The sequence below is a fragment of the Streptomyces sp. NPDC050528 genome, from assembly GCF_044457795.1.
GTDB lineage: Bacteria > Actinomycetota > Actinomycetes > Streptomycetales > Streptomycetaceae > Streptomyces.
Genome location: NZ_JBITHH010000014.1, coordinates 1 through 14,681, shown reverse-complemented (window position 1 = coordinate 14,681; position 14,681 = coordinate 1). Strand labels below are relative to the sequence as shown.

Annotated in this window: 9 protein-coding genes; 2 read left to right on the top strand and 7 right to left on the bottom strand. The window is 69.1% G+C overall.

Going from position 1 to position 14,681, the window contains the following annotated elements:
* Positions 1-34: 34 nt before the first annotated feature.
* The 5 genes from ACIBK4_RS39260 to ACIBK4_RS39240 form a co-directional block, all read right to left on the bottom strand.
* Positions 35-2,461, bottom strand: a complete 2,427-nt coding sequence (locus ACIBK4_RS39260; RefSeq protein ID WP_399002976.1) for an aminotransferase class I/II-fold pyridoxal phosphate-dependent enzyme — start codon at positions 2,459-2,461, stop codon at positions 35-37.
* A complete protein-coding gene (gene hppD, locus ACIBK4_RS39255; protein ID WP_399002974.1) occupies positions 2,458-3,483 on the bottom strand; it encodes a 4-hydroxyphenylpyruvate dioxygenase in 1,026 nt (341 codons plus the stop codon). The genes ACIBK4_RS39260 and hppD overlap by 4 nt, the downstream gene beginning before the upstream one ends.
* Positions 3,484-3,523: 40 nt before the next feature.
* On the bottom strand, positions 3,524-4,696 hold the full coding sequence (locus ACIBK4_RS39250) for an MBL fold metallo-hydrolase (protein ID WP_399002972.1): 1,173 nt from the start codon (positions 4,694-4,696) through the stop codon (positions 3,524-3,526).
* Between the two features lie 312 nt (positions 4,697-5,008).
* On the bottom strand, positions 5,009-5,479 hold the full coding sequence (locus ACIBK4_RS39245) for a cold-shock protein (RefSeq protein ID WP_399002970.1): 471 nt from the start codon (positions 5,477-5,479) through the stop codon (positions 5,009-5,011).
* Between the two features lie 136 nt (positions 5,480-5,615).
* A complete protein-coding gene (locus ACIBK4_RS39240; protein ID WP_399002968.1) occupies positions 5,616-6,698 on the bottom strand; it encodes a prephenate dehydrogenase in 1,083 nt (360 codons plus the stop codon).
* A 1,084-nt stretch (positions 6,699-7,782) separates the two neighbouring features.
* Here ACIBK4_RS39240 and ACIBK4_RS39235 point away from each other — a divergent pair.
* Both ACIBK4_RS39235 and ACIBK4_RS39230 read left to right on the top strand, forming a co-directional pair.
* Positions 7,783-8,802 carry a ParB N-terminal domain-containing protein gene (locus tag ACIBK4_RS39235; RefSeq protein WP_399002966.1) on the top strand — a complete coding sequence of 340 codons (1,020 nt, stop codon included), beginning with the start codon at positions 7,783-7,785 and terminating at the stop codon, positions 8,800-8,802.
* Positions 8,803-8,975: 173 nt separating this feature from the next.
* Positions 8,976-10,109: a ParB N-terminal domain-containing protein gene (locus ACIBK4_RS39230; RefSeq protein ID WP_399002964.1), complete on the top strand. Its 1,134-nt coding sequence runs from the start codon at positions 8,976-8,978 to the stop codon at positions 10,107-10,109.
* Between the two features lie 247 nt (positions 10,110-10,356).
* On the opposite strand, the gene ACIBK4_RS39225 is transcribed toward ACIBK4_RS39230, so the two are convergent.
* Both ACIBK4_RS39225 and ACIBK4_RS39220 read right to left on the bottom strand, forming a co-directional pair.
* Complete coding sequence (locus ACIBK4_RS39225) at positions 10,357-10,839, bottom strand: flavin reductase family protein (protein WP_399002962.1); 483 nt, start codon at positions 10,837-10,839, stop codon at positions 10,357-10,359.
* A gap of 98 nt (positions 10,840-10,937) precedes the next feature.
* Positions 10,938-14,681 (bottom strand): amino acid adenylation domain-containing protein (locus tag ACIBK4_RS39220; RefSeq protein ID WP_399002960.1); only part of this gene is annotated, 3,744 nt, incomplete at its 5' end.

The following is a 14,681-nucleotide window of genomic DNA, read 5'->3' as shown; positions in this document are numbered from 1 at the left end:
ACGTCGTACGACGGTGAACATTTCTGTCGTCCTTTCAGTGCCGGGCCGCCACCTTGATGAACTGCGCGAGTCGGGCTGTTCCCTCGTCGATGTCGGCATGGGTCAGGTAGCTCACGGACAGCCGGAGCGTGCGCTCCCCGCCGCCCTGCGGATAGAAGTAGGACATGGGCGTCCAGATGACGCCGAACTCTTCGGCCGAGCGGGCCAGCGCGGCGTTGTCGGCCAGGAACGGGACCTTGACGGTGAGGAAGAAGCCGCCGCCGGGCCGGTTCCAGCGGACACCCAGCTCCGCCCGTTCGGCCTCGGGGAGCGAGATGTCGAGCTGCCGGAGGGTGGCCCTCATGGCTTCTCCGTAGTAGTGCGCGGTGTCGGTGTTGTGCTCCGCGGCACCGCCCTTGCCCGCGAGCAGCATGCCGCCGACGACGGCCTGGCTGAGCGCCGAGGTGTTGACCGTCACCATGCTCTTGATCCGGGTGAGTTCGTCGGCGAGCAGGCCGGTGTTGCCCGAGCGGTCCGTGACGAGCTGGTCGGCGACCGCGTAGCCCACCCGGGCGCCGGGGAAGAGCGACTTCGCGAAGGAACCCAGCTGGACTACGCGCCGCTCGCGGTCGAGCGATTTGAGGGCCGGCAGTTGCCGCCCCGGGCTCACCAGCCGGTAAGGGCTGTCCTCAAGGATGAGGAAGTCCTCCCGGGCGGCGAGCTTCAGCAGCTCCTGCCGCTCGTCCATCGCCATCGTGGCGCCCGACGGGTTGGAGTGGTCGGGGATGACATAGAAGGCGCGGGGTCGGCGGCCGCGGCCGCGCTCGGCCCGGATCGCCGCTTCGAGGGCGGCGCAGCGGAAGCCGTCGGCCCCTTCCTCGACCGCGGTGGGCTCGATGTCGAGCAGGCGCGCGGCACCGGTGATGCCCACGTAGCACGGGCTGGAGACGAGCAGGGCGTCGTCGGGGCCCGCGATGAGGGCGCGCAGGGCGAGGAGCATCGCCTCCTGACAGCCCACCGTGACGACGATGGACTCGGCCGGTACGTCGATGTCCTCGTCCAGGCGCAGCGACTCGGCGACGAGCTCGCGGATCTGCCCACTGGTCGGCCCGTACTGGAACAGGGCGTCGCGGACCTGGGCAGGCGATTTGCCGGACGCGGCCAAGTGGTCCATGTAGCGGCGGATGTGCGCGAAGATCTGTTCGGGGTCGAAGAAGCCGTCGTAGGGACGCCCGGGGGCGAAGGAGATCGCGTCGGGGTAGCGGTGCGTGATCTCGTTCAGGAAGTTCATCGTGTCCAGTACCGGGTCGGAGACGCTGGTGTGCAGCTCCTCCTTCACCAGTCCGGAGCCCGCCCCACGCGGACGGTCCGCCGCGGCAGGGCGTTCGTCACCACCCTGGACGGGCAGGGCGCTCGCCGAGACCAGCGCGGGTCCGGCGCCGGCGACCGAGGGGCAGCCTGCCAGCACCATCGCGTCCGCCAGTTCCTCGGTGACCATGCCGAGCACGTCCGCGACACCGTCCTGTCCCGCTGCCGCCAGGCCGTGGAGCACGGGTCGGCCCACCAGCACGGCATCCGCCCCGAGGGCCAGAGCGGCCAGGACGTCGGCGCCGCGCCGGATCCCGCCGTCCAGCAGGACGGTGCGGCGGCCGGAGAGCTCGGCCGCGATCTCGGGCAGCACGTCGAGCGTCGCCGGGGCTCCGTCCAGCTGCCGACCGCCATGGTTGGACACGACGACTCCGTGCGCGCCCGCCTCGCTCGCCCGGCGGGCGTCGGAGGCGGTGAGGATGCCCTTGATCAGGACCGGCAGTGGACTGACGGAGCGCAGCCACTCGACCACGGCCCAGTCGAGGGCCGGGTCGAACGCCTCGCGGGCATGGTCGCCGGGTGAGGCGAAACCGGAGCCGGAAAGGTTGGCGGGCTCGATCCCGGTCGGCAGCCGGAAGCCGTTGCGTATGTCCCGCAGTCGGCGGCCGAGGCGCGGGGCGTCGGCGGTGAGGACCAGCGCCTCGAAGCCGGCCCGCGCCGCGCGCTCGACGAGACCGCGGGTCAGGCCTCGGTCGCGGAAGCAGTAGAGCTGCAGCCACAAGGGGGCCGTGGAGGCAGCGGCGATGTCCTCGAAGGTCCGTCCGGCGAAGGTGCTGACGACGAACGGCACACCGGCTGCCCCGGCGGCCGCAGCCGTGGCCACCTCTCCGTCGGAGTGGACCAGCGTGTGGTAGGCCATGGGTGCCACGGCCAGCGGCGCGGCCCAGGTGCGGTCCAATATCCGGGTGCCGAGCGCCGGTTGCGCCACGCCGGAGAGTACCCGCGGGCGGAGCCGGACGCGGTCGAAGGCCGCCGAGTTGGCGGCGAGCGTCCGCTCGTCCCCCGCCCCGCCGGTGACGAAGTCCCAGACCCCTGGCTCCAGGCGCCGGTGCGCCAGCTCGGCGTAGTCGGCCAGGGTCAGCGGGCCGCCGGCCGCGCCACCTCGGTGGTTCATTCGGCGGCCAGTCGGTCGCGCTCCACCGCTTCGTACAGGGCGCGGATGTTCGCGCTGCCGAAGCCGCGGGAGCCGCGACGCTGAATCAGCTCGTAGAACAGGGTGTTGCGCTCGTACGGTGAGCGGGTGAACAGCTGCAGGAGATGGCCCCACTCGTCGCGGTCCGCCAGCACCTGGGCCGAGCGCAGCGTGTCGATCTCCGACCGCATGCCGGGGAGTCGTTCGTCCAGGCTGTCGTAGTAGGCGTCCGGAACGGTCAGGAACTCCACCCCCCGGTCCCGGAACTCGTGGACCACCGGGACGACGTTCTCGATGAGGAACGCCAGGTGCTGCACGCCCGGGCCTCCGTTCCGTTCGAGGAAGGAGTCGAGCTGGCCCCGTCCCTTGTGCGGGTCGGGTGCGACCAGGGTGAAGGTGACTCGGTCCGAGGTACTGCGCATCACGACGGAGTCCATCGCGTGCTCGCCGACGTCCACGTACTCCGAGGAGTAGCGGTACAGCCCGAAGGCTTCGCGGTAGAAGTCGGCGTACTCGTCGAGCGTGGCGCCCTCAAGGCAGATCGCGATGTGGTCGAGCAGCACGATCCGGTCGGTGCGCGAGCCGTTCGATGCGTCCGGCACGGCGGCCCAGGTGTGTCCGGGCGGCGGGCCGGCCGCCGGGCCGTCGGGGCGGGGGAGCAAGGTGTGCTTGACACCGCCGAATCCGGAGACGGCCGGTGCGCCCTGCGCGGAGCCGGTCACCGTGGCGCCCGCAGCCGCTGCCGACCGTGTGCTCTGGTCGACGTCGTCACAGGTCAGGGCGATGTCGGCGATGCCGTCCCCGTGCGAACCGAGGAACTTCCACGTGACCGGGCCCGTGGTGACGACGAGTTGGACGGTGCCTTGTCGGAGCAGCGCGGAGCTCCGGTCGACGCCCACCGCCTCCGCCTCGTGCGTGAACCCCATCGCGGAGACGAAGTAGTCGACGACGGACTTCTTGTTGCTCGTATACAGCTCGATGTACGCGACGTCGTGCACAGCCATGCGTTGCCTCCTGGGCGGACGTGTTCCGGGTGGTGGTGCGCTACCAGCGCCATTCCTGCCGACCGAGCAGGTGTCCGGCCTTGATTCCGCGATCCGCGCACCACGTGAGGAACTCGTCGATCTGCTTGAACTGATGCGTGACCCCGTTGCCGGTCGTGGCCATGACGTGCTCCGGCCAAGGCTCTACGCCCATGGCGTAGACATACGCCTCGCCGACTCCGAGTTCCGTCGTGATCGCGGCTGCCCGCTCGGCGCTCAAGCCTTGCGCTTTCCGCGAGTTGCCCGTCCTCCCGAAGCTCAGCTGGGACAGCAGGGCCGGATAGAGCCAGGCCAGTTGGGCCCTGTCGCGTTCCAATCCGAGGAAGGCGTAGTCGGCCGTGCCCAGCTGCTGACGGATGCAGCGGTAGTGCACGGGATCGATACCCGACGAATCCGTGCCGATGAACGCGGACCGGCCGGCCAGCTCCACCCAGTACGTCGACTCTCCGCGCGTGTCGGGATCACCGTGTTCGTCCAGGAACGGTGTGGCCACCACCCTGCCGCCGGGGAACGCGAAGTCGTCGTAGTCGTCGGCCTCGACCACGGGGAAGCCGAGGCGGCTGAGATACAGCCCGGTGGAGGGGTCTTCCGGGCTGCCCCGGGAGGAGCGGGGCGCGACGATCGTCCCGATCCGGCCACGCAGCTGTAGGAGCGTCTCCAGCACGATGGGGTCCTGATGCCCGCGGGTGACGAGCACCAGATCGATGAAGTCCGGCAGGTCGTCCAGCGTGTAACGGTCCCTGCCGCCGCTGTCCGCGCCGATGAACGGATCGGTGACCACTGCGCCTTGAGGGGTCTGCAGCACCAGGCAGGCCGACCCGAAGTAGCGGATGCGCCCGCCGCGCTCGATGTGCCGGTACGGCGACGGACCCGTGGTCTCACGGAGCAGCAGCGCCAGCTGCTCCGCCTGGGCGCCGTCCAGCCCGAACGCGTCGCGCAGGCCGCCGGGCGCCGTCGGCGCGTGGATCACGGACTGCTCGCCGACATCGTCGAAGAACCCGTCGTGAAGTTCCGAATTCCGCCTTGTCCCGACCTGCGCTTCCTGGGATTGCACATACGACGCGAGCATGGGGAATTTCAGGAATAACAGATTCAACGTGTTCAGGGCCGGTGCCACCGCACAGGACGGATCGACTGGCGCCTTCGGCCGGAGAAACATCGACTCATCCGCCATGCGCGCCCTCAACCTCCCAGAAAAGAGCCGGCACCCGACGATTCAGGGCACTCCTGCGCCAAGCACGGGCCGCCGAGGATTCGCGCCGCTCGCCCTCCGCACTATGGCGCGCGACGGTTCAGGAGAACAAGCTCGCACAGGCGTGTTCAACTGCCGCAGCACGCACTTGAACGCTTGCCGATATGGCTTTGCACAGCCCTTTACGAGGCGAATTTCCAGCGGCGGAAGCACGGTCGGACCCCGGAGAAACAGCGAACCGGACGCCGTATCGGCGTCCGGTTCGCTGTTTCTCCGCGGGCTCACCCGCTCCGCTCAGTCCTCGATCCAGCCGTGCCGCTCGCCGAACTTCGTCAGCTCATGGCGGAGCTGCAGAATCTGGTCCGCCGTCAGAGACGGTCCCGCCTTCAGCAGGAGCTCGGTGATGTCCCGGCTGTACTCCTCGCCGGTGAGCACGTCACACATCGGATACTCGCCGTCGACCGTCCTGGCCGCCTCGGTTCCCTTCCCCTTGGGGGACGAGAGACCCGGTGCCGCCGGGGCGGCCTGGGCATCCCTGGCCGGCACAACCGGCACCTCGGTGCCCGGAGCGAGCTTGATCTTCGACGCCTTGAGCCCGCGGCCACCGTCCTCGACCTCGAATTCGACGGCCAGTCCCGAACGGAGATACTCCTCGGGAATCAGCAGATCGTTCACATGCAGGAAGATGTCCTCTCCACCGCCGTCCGGAGCGATGAACCCATAACCCCGCATACTGTCGAACCGCACCACGCGTCCCGCAGCCATACACACCCCCAACACACCCAGGTCCCCTTGTACGGCCACTCAAGTCGTCCGGCCGCTCGGAAAGAATAACGCCACGTCACTACGGCAGCGAAGTCCGGGGGGAGATCCGGCAGCCGCACCCAGGTGTCGGCCCTGCCTAGTGGTGCCGCCACCCGTGGTTCCGGAGGGCCGCCCTGAGCACCTCGGCCAGGTCCCGGGTCACGCTGAGATGGACCTGCCCGGTCAGCTGGCCGGCGGAGTGTTCCAGGTGGACGTCCTCCACATTGACACCGGCACGGGAGGCATCGGTGAAGAGCCGGGCCAACTCGCCCGGTTGATCTCCGATCACGACCGTCACCGTCTCGTACTGCTCGGGCTGCGTACCGCGCTTGCCGGAGATCCGGGCCCGCCCGGACCGCCCGCGGCACAGCAGGTTCTCGACGGTCCGCGCGCCGCCGCTGCGCTTGTCCTCGTCCGTGGCCGCCATGGCCCGCAGCCCCGCGACGGCGTCGCCCAGGCCCGTCGAGAGCTCTTCGAGGAGGTCGGCCACCACCAGCGCGTTGGCGCTGAGGATGTCCACCCACAAGGTCGGGTCCGAGGCCGCGATCCGGGTGAGGTCGCGCAGCCCCGGGCCCGCCAGGCTCACCGCACGTTCCTCGGCCTGTTCCAGGAGGGTGGCCACCAGGCTCGCCACGACGTGGGGAGCGTGCGAGACGAGGCCGACCGCGCGATCGTGGGCGGCCGCCTCCATCACCACGGGTACGGCCCCGCACATCGCGACGAGTTCGAGAGTGCTGTTCAGTGTCTCGGTTTCCGTGTCGGGCATCGGAGTGAGCACCCAGTTGCACCCCGCGAACAGGTCCGGCCGGGCGGCGAGCGGCCCGCTCCGTTCACCGCCGGCCATCGGGTGGCCGCCGACGTAGCACGCGGTGTCACAGGCGAGAGCGATGATGTCCTGCTGCGGTCCGGCCTTCACGCTGGCGACGTCGGTGTAGTGCCGCGCCACGCCCTCGGCCTGCAGACCGGCGAGGACGTCGGGCACGAGCCGCGGCGGTACGGCCACGATCGCCAGGTCCACGGTCCCCCGCGGAACCTCCAGCGTGCCGGCGCCGAGGGAAGCCGCGATCCTGGCCGTGACGGAGTCCACGTCCCGCAGGTGCACGCTCACGCCGCGGGCTTTCAGTGCGAGCGCAACCGAGGTCCCTATTAATCCGGCGCCGACCACTAGGGCGTCCTCCACGGTGACCGCATCCATTCCGTCGCCGACAATGAAGATGGATGCTACGGACGACCCGGGAAATACTCAATATTCCAATGACTGCCGTCGTGACACAAAAACCGTGCACACATGGCGAACATTTTCCGCATCGCGCCATCCCGGTGGATCCGGAACGGAAACCTCAATTTCGTTTCGTCGACGATTTTCGGTCGCCGATCGGTACGGCTGTTCGCCCGCCAGGTCTTCTGCCGCCGAGGGAGCGGGGCGATGCGCGACACCGCGGAGCGCGTCGCCCGCCGCGGACGAACAGGCCCTCGGCCGCGGGCGGGACGAGGTGATCACGGACCGAACCGGCACCGACGGGCCGGCCGACCCCGGCCGCCCCCAACCTGCCGAGGCATCACCGTCGGGCACTCGCCCGGTGCACACACCTTCGACGTCGGCCGAGCCTCCGATCCGTGCGACCACGCAGCGTGTGCGATCTCGTGTCGTGCCGCCTCCGTGTCGCCCGACCGCAGTTCCGTCGCGAGGCTCTCGCCGGTGTTCGCGGACCCGGTTCGCCGACCAGGAGGGCACCCTCGCTCCCGCCGCGCATATGCCCTGGACACTCGCGTCCTCGCAGGTCAGCGATACCTGTCCATTGCCTGTGCGTCAGCTTGTCCAATTTCGCAGAATAACCGGGGCTAAGCCTTGATCGTTCGGGCGCCTGTCCGACGGAAAGGCGAAATGATCACGCCTAGCCCTTCGCACCACCGCCTTCCCGACCGCTTGACATCGCAACACCCCCGACTAGCATCTAGGCAATGAAGCGGGTGGCGTAAGGCAGCTACGGGGGTACGGGGGTCTTGTGCACTCAAAGGGCCGTGATTGATCAATTCCATTTAGCTGGTCGATTCACATCCACGGTCACGCGCAGTATTTTTGTTTTCACACAGCCTGCCCAATACCTTATCCGATGCTCATTCAGCCGCCCATAAGCCACTGTGGCCGATGGGTGATTTTTTGTGCTGATTCGCAAGCGCCGCACTCCTGCACCCACTACACCAACAAGGGGGATGGTGTGGAGAAGTTAGGTTCCGAATCGGATAGAGCACACGTTGACTTGATGAACAGATCAGCCAACACCGGAAGCGGGACGGCAAACCCGCACGGAAATTTGGTGGAGCTGCCGATATCTCTGCTTCAATTCGGCGACTCGCCCCGCCTGTCGGGGCAGGACAAGAAATACACGGAACAACTGGCAGAGAGCGAGACGCCGCTCCCGCCGATTCTGGTGAACCGGCGGAGCATGCAGGTCGTCGATGGCGTGCATCGCGTCCTGGCCGCCATTCTCAGAGGGCGGGAGACGATCGAATCAATTCTCGTGGATGTTTCACAGAATGACGCCTTCCTGCTCGCCGTCGAATCCAATACGCAGCATGGCCTGCCGCTGTCACAGGCGGATCGGCGAGCGGCGGCGACGCGCCTCATCGCCTCGCATCCCCACATGTCGGATCGGAGCATCGCCCAGGTGTCCGGCCTCGGGGCGAAGAGCGTGGCGGCCATCCGGCGTTCAACTGCCTCCGAGACGCAGTTGAACGCCCGTGTCGGCAAGGACGGAAGGGTCCGGCCGGTGGACCGGGCGACAGGCCGGCAGCGGGCGGCGGAGCTGATCGCCCGGAATCCGGCGGCCTCCCTGCGGGAAGTGGCCCGGCTGGCCGGGATCTCACCGGCTACGGTGAGCGATGTCCGAAAGCGGCTCCTCGCAGGTGAAAGCGTCGTCTCCGAGTCGGCACAGTCGGCCGCCACGGCTCCGGGGCCGTCGGCCGAGCCCCGGCAGGACTGGCCCAGGAACCCTCGGGACAAGTCGGCTTCCCTGCTGGAACCACTGCTGCACGACCCCTCCATCCGCAGCGAGGAACAGGGACGGCGACTGCTGCGGCTGCTGCAGTTGAACGTCATCGGGGTGCACAAGTGGTTCGAGCTGGCCGATGCCGTGCCGCCGCACTGCGACGCCCTGGTCATCGCTCTGGCGCGGCAGAACGCGGACACCTGGCTGGAGATCGCACAGGCGCTGGACAAGCAGATGCTTCCGTCCCCGCATCTCGCCGGAGACCAGGAAAGCCGGGCGGCCCCGGCAAGCTGAACCGGTGTCCGCACATCGCCCGGCCCGACACCCGCGCAGGACCTCCCGTCGGGGAATGCTCCTGCACTCACGGACCCGCTGTTACCACGCCGCTCCAAGCATCGCTGTCAAGAAACATAAGCACTGGACAGCATTTAACCAGCGTGTGACATTGGGGCCGCCCACTCCGCGAAATGGCCACCGCCCCACGCGAGGTGATCTCTTTGAAGCAGCTCGACACCACCACGCCCGCTACTCCTGCACCGATACAGTCGCAATCCGGCTTGACGGAATGGACACACACGGACCATTTCCGACCCGATCAAGAGGTAGTCACCGTCGCGATATCGGCATTACAGATGGGAGAATCTCCGCGCACCAAGGGCCAGGATCAGGAACATATCATTCGCTTAGCCGAAATGGAAGGCCCGCTTCCACCGATCATCGTCAATAGACGCACCATGCAGGTGGTGGACGGTGTGCATCGCGTCTTCGCCACCATCTTGCGCGGCGAGGACAGGATCCGAGCGGTCTTCTTCGACGGCAGCGCGGAGGACGCCTTCCTGTGCGCCGTCCAGGCCAATATCGCCCACGGCCTTCCGCTGTCACTCGCGGACCGCCGCGCCGCGGCCGAGCGGATCATCCTCTCGCACTCGCTCATATCCGATCGCGCCATTGCCCGTGCCGCCGGTCTCGGAGCCAAGACGGTCGCCGCCCTACGGCGTCGCCTGGCCCTGTCCGCACCGCAGGTCCAGACCCGCGTCGGCATCGACGGCAAGGCCCGCCCGTTGAACAGCGCCGCAGGACGGCTGCGGGCCGCCCAGGTGCTGGCGGAGCGGCCGCACGCGTCGCTGCGCGAGGTGGCGAGGCTCGCAGGGGTGTCACCCACGACAGTGAGTGACGTCAAGAGACGGCTGGCGGTCGGCAATCCACCTGCGGGGGCGCTGCCCCCCGCACCGGAGGCGAACACCGACGCCCGGCCCGTCCGGGAAGAGGGCACGCGGCAACGGAGTGCGCCCGAGACCGACAGCCACGTCCGACCGGCCCCGGACGAGACCGCGCAGCCTCGGAGCCAGCGCCGTGCGGTCCCGGCCCAGCTCGACCCCGGCCACGCCTTGGAGAAGCTGCTGCGCGATCCCTCGCTGCGCCAGAAGCAGCTCGGCCGCGAGCTGCTGCGGCTCCTTCACCACAACGCGATTGTCGTGAAGGAGTGGCGGAAGCTCATGGCCGCGGTGCCGCAACACTGCACAAGGACGACGGCTGACCTGGCACGGCAGTACGCCGAGAGCTGGGAGAAGTTCGAGGAGAAGGTACGCGCCACCGATTGAGCCCGAAAGGCCGCTCCCGGCCCCTCGGTGGTCTGTCCAGGAAGACCCACGCCGGCTGGTTTCACGGCTGTCTCGCCCGGGTGCGGCGAGCGGCGCGGCAGGCAGCGTATGCCGCCCTGGCGCCCGGGGACACCGCCACGTCCCCGGGCGCGAGGGCGTCAACGGCTGCGTCGAGCACGTGGGCGCCGCCGCCCTGTGCACAGCCATCGGCCGACCGCGGTGTGCGCAGGCCGGGCAGGGTGGCACGTCACTCCTGTCGCGACCATTGGCTGTACTGCCGGAACCCGTAGAGCAGAGCGCTTTCGGTGCGGAACCGTTCGATCGCGCGCACAACGCCGACGACGATCACATGATCGCCGGCGGCATAGGTGCGGTCGACGGTGCAGTCGCCGACGGCGTGCGCCGCCTCCACCAGCGCCGGGCTGTGCGTGTGCGTGGTCGGCCGCCACAGCACCCGATCGAACCGGTCCGGCGCACCCGACGCGAACAACGCGGCGACCCCTTCCGCCTCCCCGTGCAGCAGGTTGACCGCGAACGCCCCACTGGCGAGGACGGCACGCAGCGTCGGACTCTCCGCGCGCAGGCAGACAAGCAAGGTCGACGGGTCGACGCTGAGGCTGCACAGCGCGGAACATGTCATACCCCACGGCGTGGCATGGCCGTTCCGCGCCGTGACCACCGACACACCCGTCGGGAACGACGCCATCATTTCGCGGAAGTCGGCTTTCATCGGCTCCGTCCTTCACCCGCTTCCCAGTCCCGTTCAACGGTTTCGGTGCCATGAGCACCGAGAAATCGTCGAGACGTACGACCGCGCGCACATCCGTGTCAGGTCGGCTCACGCCGCATCGGCCGCAAGGCCGGCCGGTCCGACTTCTTCGTGCCGAGTCGGCCGGCCAGCATCGCTACGGTCGGCGCCTCGAACAGCACCTGGATATCCACCTCCACGCCGACGGCGAGTCTGATCCGGGAGATGAGACGCACCGCGAGCAGGGAGTGCCCGCCCAGGTCGAAGAAGCTGTCGTCCAGTCCGACCGAGTCGACGCCCAGGACTTGGGCGAACGCCTCGCAGAGCGTCTCCTCGACCGGCGTCGTGGGTGCGCGCCGGGCGTCCGTGGCGGCCCCGGCAGGGGCGGGCAGCGCGTTGCGGTCGAGCTTGCCGCCGGCGGTCAAGGACATCTCCGCGACCGTGACCACCGTGGTGGGAACCAGGTAGTCGGGGAGGCGCTGCGCGACGAACTTCCGCACGGATCCCGCCAGTTCGCCGTCGACGTCCTCGGCACCACCGTCGGTGGGCACGATGTAGGCGACCAGCCGCCGGTCGCCGGGGATGTCCTCGCGGGCGATCACCGCCGCCTGGGCCACGCCGGGGTGGCTGCGCAACGCGCTCTCCACCTCGCCCGGCTCTATCCGGAACCCGCGCACCTTGACCTGATCGTCGGCTCGGCCCACGAACGCGATCCGCCCGTCGGGGTTCCACTTCACCAGGTCCCCGGTCCGGTACATCCGCTCACCGACGCCGAACGGACACGCCACGAACCGCTCCCCCGTCGCCCCGGATCGGCTCACGTACCCCCGGGCCAGCCCGGCACCGGCCACATACAGTTCGCCGACCACACCGACCGGCACCGGGTTCAACCCGCCGTCCAGGACGAAGAGTCGTGTATTCGCGATGGGCGTGCCGACCGGCACCACCCCGCGGGCCACTGAGTCGCGGGTCAGTTCCGTGGTGGCCACGCCGATCGTCGTCTCGGTCGGCCCATAGTGGTTGAACACCTTGCGCCCGCCGGTTTCCGCCGCGTCCAGCAGCTCGCCGAGCCATCCCGACGGCGCGGCTTCCCCACCGAGCACCAGCGACCGCGCCGGCAGCAACCGATCGATCCCCGCTCCGGCCGACAGCGCCATCAGATGCGACGGCACCGCCTTCACGTGGTCGATCCCGTGTTGGATCAGATAGTCGGCCACCGCGGCCGGATCGACCACCGCGGTCTCGCCCAGCACATGCAGCTGCCCGCCGGTGACGAGGCTCGCGAACACCACCGTGTTCCCCAGATCCGTCACCTGAGGCTGCAGCAGCCCATACCGCAGACCCGTACCGGACCAGCTCAACCGGGCCGAAACACTGTCCACGTAGTTCGCCAACGAGCCATGGGTCACCGCCACGCCCTTCGGCACGCCCGTCGACCCGGACGTATACATCACATAGGCCAACTCCTGCCCGTTCACGGCCACTTCGGGCGGCGTGTCCCGGCACCCGGCCAACACCGCGGCCACCGCCGGGTCGTCGAGTGCCACCGCCGGCACCCGCCCGACCGGCAGGTCGTCGATCATGTCCTCGACACTCACCAACAGCGTCGCCCGGCTGTCGGCCAGCATGAACGCGATCCGCTCCACCGGCAGCCCCGGATCAACCGGCAGGTAGGCCGCCGCCGCCTTCCAGACCCCGAGAATCCCGACGATCATCTCGACGCCGCGCGGCAGGCACAGGCCGACCACGGATTCCGCGCTCACCCCCTGCTGCCGCAGGTACTGCGCCAACTGGTTCGCCCGTGCGTCCAGTTGCCCGTACGTAAGGGTCTCGCCGTCAGCCACCACCGCGACCGCATCCGGCGCCGTCGTCACCCGCTCCCGGAACATCTCCGCGACGGTCGATGCGGGCACCGGCCCGGCGGTGTCGTTCCAGTCGTGCAGCAGCATGCCCCGCTCGGACGGTTCCAGCACCTCCACCGCGTGCAGCCGTATCCCCGGCGCCTCGGTCACCACGTGCAGGACGTGCACGAACCGGCGGACCACGCGCTCGACGGTCTCCGTGTCGAACAGGTCCGCCGAAGCGGTCACCGCGCCACGCAGCCCGGCCGGGCGGCCGTCGGCGTCGAACATCTCCCCCATCAGAACGTCCAGGTCGAACTTGGCCGCCTGTTTTCCGGCGAACAGTGCGGACGACTCGACGCCGGTCAGCTCCGGCGCGTCGTCGTGCACCTGCCCCGGACGCACGGGATTCACCATGGTGAGGATCACCTGGAACAGGGGATGGCGGGCCAGCGAGCGCGACGGCGCCATCTCCTCGACCAGCCGTTCGAACGGCACATCCTGGTGCGCCAGGGCACCCAGCATGGTTTCCCGTACGCGGCCGAGCACCTGCCGGAACTCGGGATCGCCCGACAGATCGGTGCGGATCACCAGCGAGTTGACGAAACAGCCGACCAGGTCGTCCAAGGCCTCGTCGGTACGCCCCTCGACCGCCGACCCGATCGGGATGTCGGTGCCCGCGCCGAGCCGGGAGAACAACACGGCCAACGCCGCCTGCAGGACCATGTACGCGGTCACGCCCTCGGCGCGGGCGAGCTCCACCAGCCGCTGGTGCACCTCGGCCGGCACCCGTACCGGCACGCTGTGCCCGAGATGGCTGGACACCGCCGGACGCGGCCGGTCCGTCGGCAACGCCAGCTCCTCCGGCATCCCGGCCAACGCCTGGCGCCAGTAGCCGACCTGGGCCGACAACAGGCTGTCCGGATCCTCCTCGTCCCCGAGCAGCTCCCGCTGCCACAACGCGTAGTCGGCGTACTGCACCGGCAACCGAGCCCAGCCCGGCGCCTCACCTCGCAGCCGCGCCGCGTACGCCGCCGACAGGTCCCGCGCCAGCGGACCCATCGACAGCCCGTCGTCAGCGATGTGATGCAGCACCAGCACGAGCACCCGCTCGGCGGGAGAGACCTCGAACAGCCAGGCCCGGATCGGTATCTCGGCGGACACGTCGAACGCGTACCGCGTCACTCCGACCACGGCACTGGCCAGGTCTGCCGAGGCGAGCACCTCGATCGAAAGGTCGGTCAGCGGCTCCACGACGGTCATGGCTGTCGGCGGTAGCTGCTGCATCTCGACGGTGTCCGGGAAGGGCAGCTCGGAATCGTGCGAGCGGCTGTTCGGGACCACCGTCATCGTCCAGGTCAGCTCGTCCGGATCGAGGATCTGCTGGTAGGGCTCGCCGCCGACGGCCGGGAACACCGTGCGCAGCGACTCGTGCCGCCCGATCACGTCGCGCCACGCCGCGTCCAGCGCCGCCACATCCAGCTCGCCGGTCAGCCGTAGCACCATCGGAACGTTGTACGTCGGGTTCGGTCCCTCCAGCTGACCCAGAAACCACATCCGCCGCTGCGCGAACGACAACCCCACTCGCTGCGGACGGACGCCCGCCCGCAGCGCCAACCGCGTGCGACCCACGCTCGCCCCGGTCAGCCAACCGGCCAGACCCGCCGGCGTCGGCTCTGTGAACAACACCGGCAGTGGCAACTCCACACCCAACAGGGCCCGCAGCCGCGAGACCAGCCGTACCGCCAGCACCGAATGCCCACCCAGCCGGAAGAAGTCGTCGTCCACTCCGACCGAGTCCACACCGAGAACCTGCGCGAATGCTCCGCACAGGATCTCTTCCTGCACCGTGACCGGACCCCGACCGTCATCGGTACCGGCCGTGTACTCCGGTGCCGGCAGCGCCCGCCGGTCCAGCTTGCCGCTCACCGCAAGCGGCAACTCGTCCAACACCACCACAACCGACGGCACCATGTACTCCGG